Annotated in this window: 16 protein-coding genes; 3 read left to right on the forward strand and 13 right to left on the reverse strand. The window is 47.5% G+C overall.

The window, feature by feature from the left end:
• Positions 1-104: 104 nt before the first annotated feature.
• Positions 105-728, reverse strand: a complete 624-nt coding sequence (locus ACKU41_RS14470) for a response regulator transcription factor (protein ID WP_321401771.1) — start codon at positions 726-728, stop codon at positions 105-107.
• On the reverse strand, positions 718-2721 hold the full coding sequence (locus ACKU41_RS14475; RefSeq protein ID WP_321401773.1) for a 7TM diverse intracellular signaling domain-containing protein: 2004 nt from the start codon (positions 2719-2721) through the stop codon (positions 718-720). The genes ACKU41_RS14470 and ACKU41_RS14475 overlap by 11 nt, the downstream gene beginning before the upstream one ends.
• Positions 2722-2936: 215 nt before the next feature.
• On the opposite strand from ACKU41_RS14475, the gene ACKU41_RS14480 reads away from it, so the two are divergent.
• Complete coding sequence (locus tag ACKU41_RS14480; protein WP_321401775.1) at positions 2937-3461, forward strand: C40 family peptidase; 525 nt, start codon at positions 2937-2939, stop codon at positions 3459-3461.
• Between the two features lie 8 nt (positions 3462-3469).
• Here the strand turns inward: ACKU41_RS14480 and ACKU41_RS14485 are convergent, their stop codons facing one another.
• The 8 genes from ACKU41_RS14485 to ACKU41_RS14520 form a co-directional block, all read right to left on the reverse strand.
• Complete coding sequence (locus tag ACKU41_RS14485) at positions 3470-4801, reverse strand: hypothetical protein (RefSeq protein WP_321401778.1); 1332 nt, start codon at positions 4799-4801, stop codon at positions 3470-3472.
• A gap of 35 nt (positions 4802-4836) precedes the next feature.
• Positions 4837-5784: a hypothetical protein gene (locus ACKU41_RS14490; protein WP_321401781.1), complete on the reverse strand. Its 948-nt coding sequence runs from the start codon at positions 5782-5784 to the stop codon at positions 4837-4839.
• Between the two features lie 279 nt (positions 5785-6063).
• Positions 6064-8121: an AsmA family protein gene (locus tag ACKU41_RS14495; protein ID WP_321401783.1), complete on the reverse strand. Its 2058-nt coding sequence runs from the start codon at positions 8119-8121 to the stop codon at positions 6064-6066.
• A gap of 38 nt (positions 8122-8159) precedes the next feature.
• Complete coding sequence (locus ACKU41_RS14500) at positions 8160-8504, reverse strand: hypothetical protein (RefSeq protein WP_321401785.1); 345 nt, start codon at positions 8502-8504, stop codon at positions 8160-8162.
• Between the two features lie 101 nt (positions 8505-8605).
• Positions 8606-8947, reverse strand: a complete 342-nt coding sequence (locus tag ACKU41_RS14505) for a DUF805 domain-containing protein (RefSeq protein WP_321405262.1) — start codon at positions 8945-8947, stop codon at positions 8606-8608.
• Between the two features lie 143 nt (positions 8948-9090).
• Positions 9091-9282, reverse strand: coding sequence for a hypothetical protein (locus tag ACKU41_RS14510; RefSeq protein WP_321401787.1), 192 nt, complete (start codon positions 9280-9282; stop codon positions 9091-9093).
• Positions 9275-9643, reverse strand: coding sequence for a hypothetical protein (locus ACKU41_RS14515; protein ID WP_321401790.1), 369 nt, complete (start codon positions 9641-9643; stop codon positions 9275-9277). Before ACKU41_RS14515 ends, ACKU41_RS14510 begins: the two co-directional genes overlap by 8 nt.
• Positions 9644-10020: 377 nt before the next feature.
• Positions 10021-10815: a class I SAM-dependent methyltransferase gene (locus tag ACKU41_RS14520; protein WP_321401791.1), complete on the reverse strand. Its 795-nt coding sequence runs from the start codon at positions 10813-10815 to the stop codon at positions 10021-10023.
• Between the two features lie 848 nt (positions 10816-11663).
• Between ACKU41_RS14520 and ACKU41_RS14525 the strand changes: the two genes are divergently transcribed.
• Positions 11664-13172, forward strand: a complete 1509-nt coding sequence (locus ACKU41_RS14525) for a sodium-dependent transporter (RefSeq protein ID WP_321401793.1) — start codon at positions 11664-11666, stop codon at positions 13170-13172.
• Positions 13173-13174: 2 nt separating this feature from the next.
• Entirely contained in the window at positions 13175-13270 is a 96-nt protein-coding gene (locus ACKU41_RS14530) for a MetS family NSS transporter small subunit (RefSeq protein ID WP_319778132.1), read from the forward strand.
• Between the two features lie 496 nt (positions 13271-13766).
• On the opposite strand, the gene alr is transcribed toward ACKU41_RS14530, so the two are convergent.
• From alr to ald, 3 genes are all read right to left on the reverse strand, one after another.
• Positions 13767-14912 carry an alanine racemase gene (alr, locus tag ACKU41_RS14535; RefSeq protein WP_321401796.1) on the reverse strand — a complete coding sequence of 382 codons (1146 nt, stop codon included), beginning with the start codon at positions 14910-14912 and terminating at the stop codon, positions 13767-13769.
• A gap of 149 nt (positions 14913-15061) precedes the next feature.
• The gene (locus ACKU41_RS14540) at positions 15062-16456 is read right to left on the reverse strand and encodes a sodium:alanine symporter family protein (protein WP_319778134.1); all 1395 of its coding nucleotides are present in this window, start codon (positions 16454-16456) and stop codon (positions 15062-15064) included.
• Between the two features lie 240 nt (positions 16457-16696).
• A complete protein-coding gene (gene ald / locus ACKU41_RS14545; RefSeq protein ID WP_319778135.1) occupies positions 16697-17818 on the reverse strand; it encodes an alanine dehydrogenase in 1122 nt (373 codons plus the stop codon).
• Between the last annotated feature and the right edge of the window lie 40 nt (positions 17819-17858).

Consider the following 17858-nt stretch of genomic DNA (forward strand, 5'->3'; position numbering starts at 1 on the left):
TGCACTTGCTTAAAATAATTGCGGATGGAAAATGGTTCAGCCTGCATGCTCGTGCCCTGAACGCCATGTGAAATAATACTTCGTAAGTGGGGGCGATAAATCAATTATGAAGCCGAGATCGCGTGTTTGCGCAATTCCTTCCTGCCTTTCAAATCAAATTTACTGACCATTCGATTGCAATATGTCTCTACCGTACGGCGGCTCAGTCCCAGTTTGTCTGCAATTTCAGTATTCCCGAATCCCTGTCCCATCAGGCTGAATATCTGTCTCTCCCGGTCACTCAAAGACTCTTCCAGTCTCTCTTCTTTTTCGTTTTGCGCCAAGCATTGAGCAACGCAGGGACTGAGGTATCTTTTTCCCGCAGTAACATGATCTATTGCCTCGAAAAGGATATCCGCGTCTTCCTGTTTGGACACGTAGCCCAGAGCACCGCTACGAAAAGCACGATCAATCAATCCGGCCTCTTCATGCATTGAATAGACCAAGGCTGCGATATGGAGTCTTTCGAGATCAGGAAGCAGGTCAAGCCCGCTTCCATCCTGAAGAGACAGGTCAAGCAGGGCTATATCAAAATTATGCTGGTCTAAAACTTTCCGGGCCTCGGCGATGCTGTTAACCTCAGCGGATATCCGATGCTGACGTGTGCCCAGAAGGATTCCCAATCCTTTTCGGATAGCAGGATGATCGTCAATGAGAATTAATCTTAGGGAAGAAGGATTATCTGTCATTATCCACCTCGAAATTTTTATTTGATTTAACGCATGTGGCTGTACATCTGACTACGGTACCGCCTAAGGGGCTTTTTTCTATTATCAGTTGCGCACCGATTACTTTTGCCCTGTGGTACATGATACTTGTACCGAGTCCTCCGTCTTCATTTTTCGAAGCACTTCGTCCTACTCCGTCGTCACTTACTGTCAGGGCAATCCTATCGGCTTTGCAACAATTCAGTTGAACATGGATATTTTTAGCCTCTGAGTGTTTCGCTGCGTTAGTGAGCGCCTCCTGAGCTATACGGTACAAGGCAGTTATGTTTTCATTCATACATTCTTCGCATGGGCAATTTTGGTTAAAGGTAACCCGTATGCCTGTTGCCTTGGCGATGCTACGGACCAGAGCCTCCAACGAAGGGCCGGAATTTCCATGTTCAACAGGCCACAGTCCTCGGGCTATCTTGTATGCCTCGTGAGTTGACGTCTTTAAAATTTCCGCTAATTCTGCCAACTCAGGACCGTCTTTGTCTTCTACATGTTCATATGACATGGCTATGGCGCGCAGCCGCGCACCGGTCAATTGCTGACAAAGGCTGTCATGCAATTCGCGGCTGAGCTGACGGCGTTCTTCCTCACTGATGCTGACAATTTTTTTCTCCAGCCTGTTTCTTTCTTCCATTTCTTTATGCAGTGACTGGTTTTTCTGCTCTAATTCAACGGAAAGGCGTTCCACAGAACTAAACGCATTGGAGAAAAGTTTGGATAATACCAGCGATTGAGAAAGTATAAATAAGCAAACAGCAGGTTCGACCAAATACACTGATTTTATGATTCCCATATGGACTAAAGGATCGTTAATGCCTGCGACAAACTGGATAATCAACCCGGTCAACAGGATTCTTGCGCCGGTCCGCTTACGTTTTACACACAGGGAAACCCGGTGCAGGTAATATGCAGCATAGAGAAAAGTCTGTAGCAGACAAACTGCAATAAACCAGTAAAGCGGGAGACCGGGTGCAAAGATAAGCAAAACAGAGAAAATAACGATTCTGGCATCCAATAAGTAGACGGGGAAAGAATGAAATTCATTTGGGTATATAGTCTTAAGAAAACGGTACAGCAGTGACGCCCAGCAGACAAAGCAGGTCAGGGAAAAAACTTCCATGGAGACCGAATTCCATCCGGGAAGTAGAAGGGAAATAACCCAGCGGGATGAGTTGGAAGTCACGCTGTAGCCGACTACCAACAAGCAGTAGAGGCCGAAGTATAAGGGAGCTACGTCGCGTTTACGCCATAAGTAAAGTACAAGATGATATATCCCCATAATCAGCATGCATCCGGCGAAAAACAGTGAAATGGCCCAGTCCCGTGTCTGCATAGCTTCCAACGGTCCGGGGCGGGCAATGAGGATCGGTTCACTAATCCCCCCCCTGCGAAAATGATAATTGGAGACCTGTAGAACCAGATCGATTGGCTGTCCCTGCAGCGAGACTTCCGCCAGTTTTAATGTTCGGGCAGGAGTTTCAGTCTCAGACGATTTTCCCGGCAGTCCGCTCTGTGCTATCAGCTCGCCGTTGGCCCATAATTTATAAGCCTCGTGGATGTCGAAAATACGCAGAGTCAACCGATCAACAGATTGATCCGTAAACAATTTCAGCCGGAATGTGGCCTGCCCGGTACTGCCGAGGCGTTTTCCTTCAACAAGATGTCCCCGCCATGTTCCGGGCAGAGAAAAAAAACCGGACATTTCGGGTAAGTTGTTTTCCGGGCTGAATTTCTCCGGCGTCAGCAACCTGTCCCAGTAAAATTCCCATTCTCCATTAAGCGCAAATATCCTTCCTCCGGAAAGATCCTGCCCACGCAGATCAATTACTCCACGCTCCGCGTGAAGTTTTTTATCAGGCCTATCTGCAGTACAGCCTGTTAAGCCCAGCACTATCACTGTTATTAAAATGAATACGATCTTATGGTGTTTCCATTTTAGAATAGGGAAAATATTATTTAGCACAACATGATATCCTGAGATGATTGCTAACAACTGAGTCTTTGAACAGCATTTCTTGTAAACGTGACCATACAAAAGCAGAGCAGGACAGACAACTTCTATATAAAAGCAGGGCTGCGTCCGTACTTTGGCGGACAGACTCGTGCATAATTCTATGTTATTTGTTAATTCTGTTTTGATAAACTGAAAATCTTTAAGTCCTGTTTGGAGATTTTATAATGAAGCTTTCATTATTGTTTATGCTTCTACTACTTGTCGTAAGTGGGTGTACCACTACGTCTGCCCCGTCGCCCAAACGTCAGGCATATGAATCGGCAAAAATAATTTCAGCAACCAAAATAGGACGGGCAAGTAAAGTCACTCGAACGTCAAAAGGCTCCAGAGTCGTCAGCACAGCCAGATCCCTTCTTGGTATACCCTACAAATGGGGAGGACGTTCTCCCCAAACCGGCTTCGACTGTTCTGGTTTCGTCTGGTACGTATTCAATCAGTACGGGATCAATCTGCCGCGCTCCTCATCGCAATTATTGTCTGTAGGTCGCCCTGCTGATAAATCTTCAATCCGTCCCGGCGATATTCTCATTTACAAGGTGAGCAAGAAAGGTAAATCCCTCCACGCCGCCATTGCGACCGGAAGCGGGACCTTTGTGCATTCACCCAGTTCCGGTAAGACTGTAAGCGAGGTGTCGATGTCGGGACCGTACTGGCGAGGACGTCTTATCGGAGTCAGAAGGGTTCTTTAATCCGGTTATCAGTAGAGATTGCGAAGCGGCAATATCCCCGCTTCCCTTGCCCCGTTGATACTGATGTAAGTTACAGCCGAAGGATTATCGTTGTATTCATTGATTTGTTCAATGCCGGAATCCTTAGCCTGCTCCAGATCGCAACTGGCCAGAAGGGTTGTTTCTATGGGAATCACAGGAGAGTCTTTTTCCGCACTGCTGGAAACACCGACCATCATATGATTCGGCAGAAGAATCAGATAGGCATCCAAACCGATTTTTCTGAAAATAGAAGCCAGCAGCACAGCTCCGTCAGCACAGTTGGCCTGCGCTCCACGGGTAGAATCTCCCACAAGGCGAACATGCTGCACAGCTACCACATCAGATTCCACCGATGTTGTCGAGATGGAACTGTATTTGAATCCTTTGTCCTGCAGGGCTTTCCAGATTGCTTTCAGTTGAAGTGCAACGTCACTCTCTTCACCTTGATAACCGATAAAAGCGTCAACATAACCCTTGTGCAAAGCCTCGCTGAGTATTTCGTCGATGATAGGGTCTCCCTCGTTGACATATGCAGCAAACATCTCCGACCAATCTTCAAAGCGTTGGCCTCCGTTTGTGTATAATCCGAAAAAACAGTCGTTTACAGAACGCACAATAACTGTCTGCGTATGCTCGCCGACCTCTTCTCCATTAACGAAAACTTTTGCTGTGATATCCTCGGGATAGGGCTGGCGAATGGATAATAATTTTTCATATTCGTACTTCAGGTGCGGACTTATTTCATAAACATTCTCAGCATCGGGAAGGGTGACGGTCATTCTGGAAGGGCGGATGAGCTTGGTGCTTGTTATTTCTACGGTTACCCTGTCACCGGGATTCACTGCACGGATGAAGACCGAGGCCATTGCCAATGGAGATCCAAAAGTCTTTGAATCCCGTTGAACCCCGATGTTTTCCGGATCAAGAGTGGATAGGGCGATAATAGCAGCAGGAAAAATCTGATCATCAAGGCCGAAAGCAAGAAGCCAGTCTCCCGGCGCAAAGTTCTTATCGTCATTACCGGCTTCCTGTTGAGTTTCAGGGGATGCGGCCTCACTTGTTGTGCTGGCTTCTTCCTGCGGTGCAGAGGGAGTTGTTTTTCCAACGGAACTTGTAAGATCGGTATCGGTGAACAATTCGCCCGCTACTGTTTTATGACCATCTGTTTCCCGCTGATTACTGACATCCCAGCCCGCGAAAGCCTCACTGGAAATCAAGAACAGCACCACGATTAACACGGCCTGTATTGTCATATTTATCCGGCGATTGTAATTGGCGACTTTGCCGGAAGTTATAAGGCCGTTGAAGAGAAGCCCCATATTACACTCCATTAATTTAAATCATTCCTAACAAGCTAATCGTCTGCACCATCTGCCAGAGTTGCAATCGTCTCGACCTTGTCTCTTTGCGCTTGACGGGCGACCATTACAGCCATTCCGGCCATGAGCGGCAGGTATTCTGGAGCACTGACCGATATGATAAAGTTATCAAAAATAACGTTGCCCAAATCAATGTTCAGCTTTCTGGCAACTGTCCCGATCTGCTTGCCATCAAGCTTAACCTGATAGTTGGAACCAATGGTGGCATTCATGCTTCGCAGCTCCAACCGGCCGAGAGATGTGTCGCCGACAAAATGAACATGGTGAAAAATAAACCGTTTCTTGAGTCGACCTATTTTCTGCCCTTTTTCAAATAGATCGTAAGTGGGCATGAAATGGAATATCCGCTTGGTCAGACTGAATAGTTCTTCTTCGTTGCCCGGTTTTGTGATGGAAAAAGTTTTACAGGGAACCAGCGCTTTCACTTCCAGTGTTTCGTTCTCGTCAACATCGAACATGGCGAACTCCTGTCCGGTCCAGCTGAAATCTTCCTCAAAGATATAAATTTTCTCATCCTGATCAATTCCAAGGGGAGTCAGATCGGCTATACCCGTATCCACGAAGTCCTGAACCCGCTTAGCCAATTCCGGGAGAATGCAGGCGCTGACAAATGAATAGCGGATGACGTCTTCCAGAGTTTCCGGTTCCGGCTGGGAATCCAATCTCCATTTATCTGCTTCGCCAAACTTAATAAATGATGGTCTGTCGCTGAAGGCTACGTTGATGCTCCCTTTTCCGAATGTGTCGATGTAAACATACTCGCCATACACGTCGGGGCCGAAGATAATTACCTTGTTCCTGATACTCTTTATTTTGCCGATCCAAGGTTTCCCGAGGATTGTCTCCAGCCCCTCAAAGGCGTTAAAAACGGCATCCAGCCCGACTTCTTTCGAGTTGGTAACCATTTTAACTGTATCGTTCATAGAGTTGTAGATGCTCGCACAGGCAAACTGAAGGCAGGTGAAGGAAGCGATTAACAGAAGAGTTGCATACGTAGTGTACAGAGTCATCTCCGAATCTGTATCGACAATAAACGCAAGATAGAAATAGTAACAGGAAAATGCAAAGGACCCAAAAGTGGCGAGCCACAACAATATCTTAACTAATATGGATTTTAATAAATGCATGTCTTGTTCGCTGTCTGTAGCCGGGTTGAATTATTAATTAAAGTTTTCCTGTTTACGATTGATAACAATGCAGGATTAAAACAAATCACCAAATAAATTTTCACTCTCGTCATCATCTGAATTATTGATTCCGTCTTCATCGTCGGAGGATTCGTCATCATCAGGATTGCCCAGTAGTGAGTCGGCCAGAGTGTCCAGTCCGACACTGATGCCGGCTGTCACCAGCAACTGGGCCATTACTTCCTCGTCTAGACCTATGGACGGAGCGCTGAGGTTTCCTTTCACACGCAGGGGGAGAGGAATATCCTTGACGGTATCCAGAATTTCCCCCTCAAGCCCGTCAAGGGAACCGACGACAGTGATCATTGCCTTGTAGTCAACCTTCTCTGCAGGAAGGTCGGCCCAGCCTGCACCATTGGCTTCCACCAGCGGGGAATCAAACAACAGGTCATTGTTAATGATATGCCCGTTCTTGACTTTCGCTGAAGCTTCAAGGCTGGAAAAATTGAAATTGCCCGTTTCATTACCTTCCTCATCAGCCCTCATAATTTTGTTCCAGCTGTCGCGGATCATTTTGGCAACATCCACACCAAGCACTGCTCCTTCAGTGACAGCAAAGGACGCCGAGCCGCATACGGTTTTTTTTACGCCATCCGGTGTTAATCCCGATCCTGAAAGGTCATATTCAACCGAGGCTGAGCCGCTTATCACATCTTTGCCAAGCAGGTCATGCAGCAAAGACCGGATATCAAGTTTCTGCAATGAACCGCTTCCACTCCAAATGGGAGTTTCGTTATTCGCGTCAAGTCTGGTTTGTGCCTCAAATTGTCCGTCATAGAGATTAAAAGAGGGTGCCACAGCAAGCACCCCGTCATGGGCATCTACGTCGATCTGAATGTCTGTGGCTTGTATCTTATTCACCTTGAAGCGGCCGATTCTCAGCCGGGCATTCAGAATCAGATTGCGTAGCACATCCAGACTCGGTTCCGTCGCAGGCTGGGCTGAATCCGATGCTTCTGTGTTTTGTCCGGGCTTGCTGCCTGATTCAGATTTTGATTGCGGAGGCAGGTAGCGGTCGGCATCGAAGGAATCAACCTCAGCGTTGATGGAGATCTGAGGCGAGGTGAAATTGACAACCTGCCCTTCGGCTGTGAGCGTGCTGCCGTCGAGCTTGACTGTCAGGGATTTTACTTTCGCTGAATTATCGGTCCCATCAAATTGTATCTCAGCTGAAAACCCTTTCAGCGCGTTGGAATCCGACATGTCCGAGATTTTAACTCCAAGCTTGTCCATCAGCTCTCGCAGAGATGTTTCCGCCAGCTTTAAGTTCCCGGAGAAAGAAGGAGTTCCACCCTGAGTTCCGGCATGGATCTGTCCTGTAAGGTGCAGATCAAGAACTGACAGGGCAAGGTTATCCAAGAGTACCGTATCGGTCTCAGGGGTTAACTGGATTTTTCCTGAAAGATGTGGCCGGAGAGCAATCTCGGGCTGATTCAGTTTAAGTTCAAATCCGAGTTCAAAGGGAAAACTGGAAGTCCCTTGGATCGCCCCTAAGTTCAGGTTGAGATTTTCGATGGATGTCTCGGATTCATCCTGCAAATCGGTGTAAAGCAGATTGGCGTTGGTAATCTCGACACCCTGAACGGAAATATTCTCAAAGTTCATACCGCTGCCGCTGTCTTTAGAGTCAGTTGGAAGATCAGCAGGTTCAGTCTCCTCTTCATTACTGCTCCCAGCCAGATCGTCCCAGTTGGAGACTCCTTGAGAATTCTTGGCAAGGTGCAAGGAAAGTCCATCCAATAAGACTTTGCCGACAGACACCTTCCCGGACAGAAGAGGTATAAGGCGTAGAGAAACTTCCGCCTTGTTAATGCGGGCCATGTCATGATCAGGAAACCCCGGAGCATTTCCCAGAGCTGCAGGCCCGACGTTAAAACCGAGATACGGATAGAAATTCAGCCCGATGTCGCCATTAAAGGATAGTTTTCGCCCTGTCTTTTTTTTTACAAGTTGGACTATTTCATCCTTGTATTCATTAGGGTCAACTATAACCGTGACTATTAAAACCGCAGCGAGGCAAAGGATCACTAAAGCGGCACAAGCAGTCAGTATGAGTTTTACGATATTCTTCATGGCTCGAAAGTCCTTCTTTAATTGATTTGAAGGTAACCCTAATCGAAACGCCCGGTACCATCGTTGAAGAGGGTCAGTGAATCAAATTCTCTGAAATCAAGTTCCATGAGAGCCAACTCCTGATCTTCGTCATCAATGAGGGCTAAATCCAGATCCTCAGGTGTACCGGATACGGAAATTCTCAATCCTTCGCCGGGGCGCAGCACATCATCTTCCAGCAGGTTGGCACCCCACAATTTGTCTTCAGCGGAAGACATATAAACACCATGTATTTCGAAATCCGTTTCATTAAAGATGACGATATCCTTTGCCATGGCCGTCTTCGCCATGAGCACGGAAAAAGCCAAAATCACAGTCAGGATTATCCGCTGCCTACGATTCATGATATTCTCCTCAAGATAACCTTTGTGCGTTAGCCGGGGAACTTCCGCATAATTTCCGGCCAAAGGTTATTTATGAAACGTTGGGATTTAATCAGACAGAATCAACAAGCCGATTGTTTTTTGCTTGGGCAGACATACCAGTAGAGCAGCAATAAAGCCCCGATTACAGTAAACGTAAGCAGGAACCACCAGCCGGAATGTCCTGCATCATGCAGGCGCCGAACGCTGACCGCCATGGTCGGGACAACGGTTAAAAACATAATTATGTTTGAGACGAGTAATGTGCGGTTCAAGGGATCGGTGCTGCCGGAAATGGCTGTATCTATGGTGTAGGCGATCATGGAGAGAATCCACGTGAATAGCACCCAGTACCAGAATTCAGGGCGTCCTGCGCAGCCATTGAATGTCGCATATTTTTTAAAACATGTTTTGATTGCTTCCATGAATTCCACTTTGTTTTTCTCCTTGGATTTGTCCTTACTTATAAAAAATAAAAAAATGTGTCTGTCCGCCAAAATGCGGACATGGTGAGTTTCTGCCTCGACAGAATAATGAAAGGGAAGGCTTCATAACCGAGTAGAGCCTTTCAAGTCTGCCTGTAGCTCTCAGGTTTTTGGGCCTGCACCGGGGCTGAAGCGCAGCCGAAGCAGATTATGCTCAACATGACAAGAATTGCTGGAAGTACTTTCATGGGCTGACCCTTGACCTGATTTTTGTCTGCATGAAGAACGGAAAGTCTTGCTCTCTGTTCTTCATGCAGTTGATGTTGTTTATTCATTGAGGGACTGGCGAAGAATTTCGTTTACTTCCGTAAGATTAGCTTCAAATTCCTGTTTTTCTCCGGTTTTTGTGTCAACGAAAACCCATTGGATTCTGTCCTGACCGCTGCCTATTTCCTGACAGGTGAAGGTGAGTCCAACCATGTCTTCCCCTTGGGCATCGTTGGAAATAGTGATGTGGTAGCAGGAGTTGTTGTCACACATACCGCCAAGGTAGTAGTTGCCGAAATTGGGGTCCTGAGCAGGCTGACTTATCCAGAGCCCTTCCTTGCCCTGACACAGACTGTTGGCATGGGCGGCGGGAACTAAAAGCATGCACAGCAGTACAGCCGAAAATATCGGTGCAAAAAATTTCATCATATCTCCCTACTGTAATTCAAGGTTATGGACCCGCCACTACAAGTCCTGATAATTGATTATGCGTCTTTTCCAATAACAACCTTATCTTCCAGTGGCTTTATAAAATGGTATTTTGATTAATAGAATACAATTCTATTTCTGTCTGTCCGTCAAAAGACGTACATTTCATATTGATGTATTAATTAGTCATAAGGCAGAACCGTTTGTTGACTTACCATTTATTAAAAATAAAAGACCCCCATTACAGGTAATGGAGGTCTACTTAATCTGCGTGGTTAAAACGCATGGGATGGGACGCTTCTCCCAGTAAAAAAAGAGCCTTGTTGCTGGAAATGCTTTCCGGCAACAAGGCTCGATAGAAAAAATATTATTGTGAGTTAGTGCAATTTCTTCTTAAGGAAAAATGTTGCTTGGTCTCCTTCATTATTTAGGCGCAGTTTTTTAGCAAACTGAACAAAATTTTTACGTTCTTCATCCGTAAAAACTTTTTTGTTTGATAATGAATAGCTTAAGTTCTTTTTCAGCTTTTCCGAGCTGGCTACACTTCCGGCATGGCATTCATTAAATGTCTGGAAAACTTCAAATCCATTGGAATCTGCTAATTTATGAAAACTCTTTTCGGAATGTAAAAATAAATGCCTTGGAGGATCAAGCTGTGCCCAGTTTTCCCTGAATGTTTTCCATAAATATTTTTGGCTTAACGGAATTCGTATTATCAGACATCCTTGTTCGGTAAGCAGATCTCTCAACACACCGAGAATGTTTTGGTTGGGCATATGCTCCAGAGAATGATTGCAGATGATTAAATCGAACTGTTCCGAAATTTGATTTATATCGCCTTTTATTATGTGAAAATTTTTTTTGTAGTTTATCGGAGACGGGATGAAAGGATCGATCCCCACAAGAGTATGTACCCCGCAATTCCACATCTTACACAGAAGTCCCCCCATGCCGCAGCCGACATCAAGGACTTTAGATTCATTTGATACACCTGCCGTTAATAGCCACCTGAAAATTGAAGATTGTTTCAGAACACGTTGTAAAAAAGATTTAAAAAAAGGTCGGCTTGAAGCAGTCAGCAAGATTTTGCAGATCATCCTTTTGTAAGGTTTGATCTTTTTGGCAGAGACCGGTGTATGTGATCCATACTCTTCGGGGTAGTATTGAGACATGTCTTCAGGGATATCTATTATCTGAACACATCCGCATTCATTGCATTCGAAGTACTCAAATTTTTCGAAGGTCCCGAATATCTTTTCCGGAAAAACATCTATTACCCCGTCTGAGGAACCGCAAATTCGACAATTGAATTTGCTCCTATTGGATGGGTTGATGGTTTCTGCTGTATTTGTCATATCAATTACCTTCTTAATTTGATCTTTATTTACTTATATTGCAGGAAAAGCAGTTAACTGTTTTGGTTGAATGCAGTCAACTTATTCTTTTTCTTGAGTCGGGATAGGAATTCGGACTGCCTCACTTCCACCCGGATGTTGAATGTTGGAACCAGCCGCCTTTTGGAGGTTAAGCGGGAGTCCTTCAGCTCTCCCCGGGGTGTTCGACATAGATCATGTTATTTTATACAAATTATCTAGATATTTGTTGTTGATTTGGTCGATGATCTTTCGGTTATCGAAAACACCTCTCTCTTTTCTGTTACATCTCTAAAAGTAGTGTTTTTTTGTATAATACGATTTTGATCGGTTGGTTATTTGCGTATATCGTAAAACAAAGGGCTTGAAGTTGACCTTGGTCGTCATCTGGTCTATCAATTCTCCCCCAAGGGCTATCAGCTCCCCTCAGCCTGTCCAAAACATTTCTTTTCCCCGTTGAAAACGTTGAAACATCTGTGCCGCAGTGTCCATCTCTCCGGGAGGACCGGCTGAAAGCTCACCTCTAATTTCCTTAGCCCTGAATTTTATAGGAAAGGCTGTCCCTGCGGGCAGTTCACATTCATTTATTCATGCCGGTTCCGTGTGGCTGTTATGGGACCGGTTTTGCCTCAAGGAGTTACAGCAACATGCAGAAAAGAGAAACATGGGGCTCCCGTACCGGCTTCATTATGGCCGCAGTGGGGTCCGCAATCGGATTGGGAAATATCTGGCGTTTTCCGTACATGGTTTATGAAAACGGTGGTGGAGCTTTCCTCATTCCTTATTTTGTGGCCATGCTTGCCGCAGGTATGCCGTTTATGATTCTTGAGTTCGGTCTGGGACAGAAATTTAAGGGTTCAGCCCCCAAGGTGTTTTCCTCCATTTCCAAAAATTGGGAATGGCTCGGCTGGTGGCAGGTTATGGTTTCTTTCATCATCACCACATATTACGTGGTGGTTGTGGCCTGGGCCATCAACTATTTTATCCTTGCCTTCAATCAGGGTTGGACTGCTGCTCCAAAAGATTTCTTTTTCGGTGAATTCCTCGGATTAACAGACTCTCCCATGCATATGGGCGGGGTGCAGACTTCCATTCTGTTTGCTACTGCAGCTGCATGGCTGATGACTTTTGCGGCTGTATTTACCGGTGTTAAAAGCGGTATTGAACGGGTCAGCAAGATTTTCATGCCCCTGCTTTTTCTGCTGGTATTTATTTTTATAGGCAGAGGGCTGATGCTGCCCGGAGCAACAGAAGGTCTCGATTGGCTTTTCAAGCCTGATTTTAACGCCCTTACAGACGGTAAGGTCTGGGCCGATGCTTTCGGACAGATTTTTTACAGCCTGTCCATCGGTTTTGCCATCATGCTTTCCTATGCCAGTTACCTGCCCAAGGATTCGGATATCAACAACAACGCCTGCATGACCGTATTCATCAACTGCGGGTTCAGCATCATTTCCGGGATCATGATTTTCAGCGTGCTTGGTTACATGGCTCATCAGCAGGGCGTTCCTGTCAGTGAAGTTGCCGGGTCCGGTGTGGGATTGGCTTTTATCACCCTACCCACGGCTATCAACCTGATGCCTGCTCCTGCGTTTTTCGGAACCCTGTTTTTTCTCGCTCTCACTGTGGCCGGGCTGTCTTCCATGATCTCCCTTGCCGAGGTAGTTGTTGCCGCGCTTATCGACAAGATCAAGGTTTCCCGCAAGGTGGCGTCCTGCGTATTCTGCGGGCTCGGTTTTCTGGTCAGCATCGCTTTTACTACAGGCGGCGGCTTGCTCCTGCTTGATATTGTGGACCACTTTATCAATAATTTCGGTATACTCATGAGCGGTTTTATTGAGATTATTTTTATTGCATGGTTCTGCAGGCTTGACGATCTGCGTAACCACGTAAATATGACTTCAGAAATCAAGGTCGGCGCGCTTTGGCTGAACAGCCTGCGTTTTGTGGTTCCCGCCATGCTCGGCTTTATGCTGGTGTCAAATTTTGCTGGTGATATTTCCAAGAATTACGGAGGTTACTCAACCACCGCTACTATTGCATTCGGCTGGGCTCCTCTTGTGCTCTGCCTTGTGTTCGGCCTTGTCTGCGCCCGCAGTGGACAGGGATTTGACTCCATTACCGGAGTCAACAGAAGCTTTTTGAAAAGGAGCTAAATATGGAAGTTTCAGCAATTATTATGATGCTTTTCGGACTTACAATAACTTGGGGAGGGGCTTATGCCTGTTTCCGTATTGCTTTTAAGAATAACTAAGTCCAGATGAGTTTGAATAAAAAGCCCAGCCCCGCCAATTCGGGGCTGGGCTTTTCTAATGCACGCCATAGTCGTTGTCCCGAACGTTCGTGTCCGGGTAAGAATCCATAAACTCTGTCTTTTACTTTCAGCTTAAGAACTCGTTTGCCGCCAGAGTTGCACGGCATTTCTTTTCGATTTGTTCATATAGTTATCCCTTGATAAGTACCTCCATTCGCCGTTGCCATGCCTGATCGATACATGTCTGTTGGCGGTGTCTCAGGTCGTGTCCGGCAGAAAATATTTCAAGCGGTGACATTTCTGCCGTCGGGCAATGCTCATTTTCATGAACTTCCATGACTGTCGAGGGGCTTAGCGTACTTCCGTAATGCGGACGGGAAGCACGTTGCAAGTCCTGTAGCCATTTTTTGACAGGTCCATTTCCGGAAGTGGTGTCCGGAAATAATGTGCGTAGAGTTTGAGGGATTGCACATTTATCGGGCCTCTGTCAGAAAATTTAAATATCCTTGTAAATTCTGGGAACTCTGGCCATAAGGGTGGAAACGATCTCGTAATTGATAGTTCCCAGTTCGCAGGCCATCCTTTCAGCTGAAAGTTCCGCGTTTTCCTGCCTACCTATAATGACTACCTCATCCCCTGCCTGCACATTTTCTATTTGTCCCAAGTCGATAACGCTCTGATCCATACAGACCCGGCCTACAATCTGGGACAGCTGCCCGTGGACCAGTACTTTTCCGGCGGATGAAAGCTGCCGCCTGTATCCGTCCGCATAGCCTAAGGGAATTGTCGCCAGCCTTGTGGCTGCGGGGGTAGTGTAGGTGTGTCCGTAGCTGATCCTGAATCCGGCGGGAACATCTTTAACCTGCGCTATGCGGGCCTTGACCTGCATGGCCGGTTTAAGGTCCGCGTTGATCTGGCGGACGCCGCTTGAAGGATAGAGACCGTAAAGCATGATTCCGGGGCGGACCATGTTAAAATATGATTCCGGCAGGTCGATAACCGCCGCACTGTTTGCTGCATGTTTGAGGGGAATGGTGATTCCTTGTTTTTCTATGTCTTCGATGAGGTTTTTGAATTGTCTGAGCTGGGTGTTGGCGCTGGTTTTGTCCGCTTCGTCGCTGGCCGCAAAATGGGTGAAAAGTCCTTCTGTTTCCAGAAGCGGGAGCCGGTGGATAGCTGCCACTGATTCGGAAAGCATGCCGTGCTTGGTTTCATGCACAAGTCCCAGACGGCCCATGCCGGTATCGATTTTAATGTGGATTCTTATTTTACCGCAGGTACGGGCCTGTTCATTGAGCCGCAGAGCGTAATCAGTTGAAAAAACGGTTTGGGTTATGTTGTTCCTGTGCAGTGCTCCAGCTGCTTCCGGGGGCGTGTAGCCGAGGATCAGAATCGGTTTTTCAATGCCTTGATCACGTAGGCAGATTGCTTCGTCCAGCCTTGCAACTGCGAAATAATCCACTCCTGCTTTATCTAGACACCGGGCCACTTTTGTCAGGCCGTGCCCGTAGGCATCCGCCTTTACCACAGCCATTATTTTCGACTGTCGGTTCACAAGACGTTGCACTTCCTTGAAATTTTGTTTGATGGCACTCAGGTCTATTTCTGCCCAGACCGGGGCGAAGCTGGCCGGATTTTTCATTGCTTACCTCGCTCTCATCTAAGTTCCTGTGTTTGTTTCACAGGCGTATATTTTGAATTTCAGAGGCTTTTGCAGGCCTCCTTCCGGGCGGTGGTCTGCACCCGGAAGGAAAGCCTATGTGAGGTCCGTATGCTTTTGCTCCTATGAAACTATTTTTCAGTTTCAGTAGCAGCTGATGGGGCCATACTTTCTGATTTGTCTTCCTGTCTTTCAAAGAACTTTTTGGTCTCGGATACAACAACCGGGGTCAGCAGCAGGAGACCGACAAGGTTGGGAATAGCCATCAGGCCGTTAAGGGTATCGGAGATGTTCCATACCAGACTGAGTTTTGCCACGGCTCCGATACCGACGAATACGATGAAAGCGAGGCGGTAGGGCAGAACTGCCTTGATGCCGAGCAGGTATTCGATGGATTTTTCACCGTAATAACTCCAGCCGAGAATGGTGGAGTAGGCGAAGAGGACCAGACCGATGGTGACAACATGCTCTCCGCCGGAGAATCCTGCCCCGAAACCCAGAGTTGTCAGTTCCGCGCCGGTTGCGCCGCTTGACCATACTCCGGTGAGGATCAGTACGAGGCCGGTCATGGTGCAGACAATCAGGGTATCGATGAAGGTCTGGGTCATGGAAACCAGAGCCTGAGTAACAGGCTGCTTGGTCTGTGCAGCGGCAGCCGCGATAGGAGCACTGCCGAGTCCGGATTCGTTGGAGAATACACCGCGTGCAACCCCCATGCGGATAGCCAGCATGATAGTTGAACCTGCAAATCCTCCGACAGCTGCTGTCGGGCTGAAAGCCTGTTCAATGATGAGTCCGAGAGCTGCGGGCACTTCAGTGATGTTTGCAATGATGATGTATGAGGCTCCAGCCATGTAAAAGAGGATCATTACGGGAACGAAAAATCCGGTAACCTGACCGATCTTTTTGATACCTCCGAGGATAACCGCGGCTGTGCAGACCATGAGTATTGCGCCGGTGATGAAGGGGGAGATATTGTAGGTGGCTTCAACTGCGTCGGCCACGGAGTTGGACTGCACCATGTTGCCGATACCGAAAGCGGCAATGGAGGCACAGATTGCGAATGCGCTACCCAGCCAGGGCATTTTAAGACCGCGGGAGATATAGTACATGGGGCCACCGCTCATTTCGCCGTTTTCATCGACGATGCGGTATTTTACAGCCAGAACTGCTTCCGCGTATTTGGTGGCCATTCCCACGAGGCCGGTAATCCACATCCAGAATAATGCGCCGGGACCACCCACTGCAATGGCGGTGGCGACACCTGCGATATTACCTGTTCCGACTGTTGCGGAAAGGGCGGTCATCAGAGCCTGAAAGTGGGTGATGTCGCCGGGTTCATCAGTGTCTTCTTTACGTTTAATGAGGGCAAGGTAGAGGGCGTACCACAATTTCCGGAATTGCAGTCCGCGTAGAGAGAAAGTCAGCCATATTCCGGTTCCAACCAGCAGGACCAGCATGGGCGGTCCCCAGGCAAAGGCTCCTACTTTTCCAACCAATCCGTCCAGTAAGGTCAAAAATTCCATATCATCCCCTTGTATGTTTACAGGTTACTCCCAGACTGCCGAGAAAGCTCCATCTGTGGCGTAAAGTTGCCGGTGAGCAGACCGGCTATACTTTTTCCTGTGGGGTGGTCTGAAAAAGCACTGAAGCTTGCGCAGTGCGGCCTGCGCACGCTTCAGTGTTTTCATTCGATTATATCCAACTCCTTCTCAACAGTCTTCCTGATGTGGCTTAATAGTCTGAATTGTCAGCAGATTTACTTTTTAGTTGTCGTAAAGAACGCCTTCAACGGGGGTGTATTCAAGGTCGAATGCATCAGCAACACCCTTGAAGGTTACTTTTCCGCCGACCATGTTCAGGCCGGTCTTGATGGCGTGGCTGTCCTGTGCTGCTTTTCTCCAGCCTTTGTTGGCGATCTGGAGAGCGTAGGGCAGGGTTGCGTTGGTCAGGGCCATGGTGGAAGTCATGGGTACTGCACCAGGCATGTTGGCTACGCAGTAGTGGATAACTCCTTCAACATCGTAAACGGGATCGCCATGGGTTGTGGCCTTGGAGGTTTCAAAGCAACCGCCCTGGTCAATGGCAACGTCAACGATTACGGAGCCGTCTTTCATGGACTTGAGCATTTCGCGGGTAACCAGTTTGGGTGCCTTGGCTCCGGCAACCAGAACTGCACCGATAACAACGTCTGCATCAAGAACCAGTTCACGCAGAAGTGCAGGGGTGCTCATCATCGGGAAGCAGTTTTTGGGCATGATTTCAGAAAGGTAGCGCAGTCTTTCGAGGTTCATATCGAGCAGGTATACTTTTGCGCCCAGACCGCAGGCCATCTGCGCTGCGTTGGTACCAACCACACCGCCGCCGATGACAACGACATTTGTGGGAGCTACACCGGTAACTCCGCCCATGAGCATGCCGCGTCCACCGTAGTAGCGTTCGAGGTATTTTGCGCCCTGCTGAATGGACATGCGTCCGGCAACTTCACTCATCGGGGTGAGCAGGGGCAGGTCGCCTTTGGGGCCTTCAACGGTTTCATAAGCGATGGCTACAGATTTGTTCTTGATGAATGCGCGGGTCAGGGGCTCATCAGGAGCAAAGTGGAAATAAGTGAAAACGATCTGTCCTTCACGGACCATTTCGTATTCAGAAGGCTGAGGCTCTTTAACGTGCATGACCATTTCGCATTCCGCATAGATTTCTGCGGGGGTGTTGATGATTTTTGCACCGGCTGCAACGTAATCTTCGTCTTCGAAGCCGCTGCCTACACCTGCGGATTTTTCAACCCACAGTTCATGGCCGTTTGCGATCATTACTTCAACACCGGAAGGTGTCATTGAAACTCTGTTTTCTTCTGATTTGATTTCTTTCAAGATACCAACTTTCATTTCCAACTCTCCTGATTTGTTTGTTTATGCCCCGTAATCA

It is taken from the genome of Maridesulfovibrio sp., assembly GCF_963678865.1.
GTDB lineage: Bacteria > Desulfobacterota > Desulfovibrionia > Desulfovibrionales > Desulfovibrionaceae > Maridesulfovibrio.

What these genes read in the sequence shown, in the direction of transcription:
- ACKU41_RS14470 (WP_321401771.1), bottom strand. Translation starts at nt 728, where the DNA reads ATGACAGATAATCCTTCTTCCCTAAGATTAATTCTCATTGACGATCAT.
- ACKU41_RS14480 (WP_321401775.1), top strand. Translation starts at nt 2,937, where the DNA reads ATGAAGCTTTCATTATTGTTTATGCTTCTACTACTTGTCGTAAGTGGG.
- ACKU41_RS14485 (WP_321401778.1), bottom strand. Translation starts at nt 4,801, where the DNA reads ATGGGGCTTCTCTTCAACGGCCTTATAACTTCCGGCAAAGTCGCCAAT.
- ACKU41_RS14490 (WP_321401781.1), bottom strand. Translation starts at nt 5,784, where the DNA reads ATGAACGATACAGTTAAAATGGTTACCAACTCGAAAGAAGTCGGGCTG.
- ACKU41_RS14495 (WP_321401783.1), bottom strand. Translation starts at nt 8,121, where the DNA reads ATGAAGAATATCGTAAAACTCATACTGACTGCTTGTGCCGCTTTAGTG.
- ACKU41_RS14500 (WP_321401785.1), bottom strand. Translation starts at nt 8,504, where the DNA reads ATGAATCGTAGGCAGCGGATAATCCTGACTGTGATTTTGGCTTTTTCC.
- ACKU41_RS14505 (WP_321405262.1), bottom strand. Translation starts at nt 8,947, where the DNA reads ATGGAAGCAATCAAAACATGTTTTAAAAAATATGCGACATTCAATGGC.
- ACKU41_RS14510 (WP_321401787.1), bottom strand. Translation starts at nt 9,282, where the DNA reads ATGAATAAACAACATCAACTGCATGAAGAACAGAGAGCAAGACTTTCC.
- ACKU41_RS14515 (WP_321401790.1), bottom strand. Translation starts at nt 9,643, where the DNA reads ATGATGAAATTTTTTGCACCGATATTTTCGGCTGTACTGCTGTGCATG.
- ACKU41_RS14520 (WP_321401791.1), bottom strand. Translation starts at nt 10,815, where the DNA reads ATGTCTCAATACTACCCCGAAGAGTATGGATCACATACACCGGTCTCT.
- ACKU41_RS14525 (WP_321401793.1), top strand. Translation starts at nt 11,664, where the DNA reads ATGCAGAAAAGAGAAACATGGGGCTCCCGTACCGGCTTCATTATGGCC.
- ACKU41_RS14530 (WP_319778132.1), top strand. Translation starts at nt 13,175, where the DNA reads ATGGAAGTTTCAGCAATTATTATGATGCTTTTCGGACTTACAATAACT.
- alr (WP_321401796.1), bottom strand. Translation starts at nt 14,912, where the DNA reads ATGAAAAATCCGGCCAGCTTCGCCCCGGTCTGGGCAGAAATAGACCTG.
- ACKU41_RS14540 (WP_319778134.1), bottom strand. Translation starts at nt 16,456, where the DNA reads ATGGAATTTTTGACCTTACTGGACGGATTGGTTGGAAAAGTAGGAGCC.
- ald (WP_319778135.1), bottom strand. Translation starts at nt 17,818, where the DNA reads ATGAAAGTTGGTATCTTGAAAGAAATCAAATCAGAAGAAAACAGAGTT.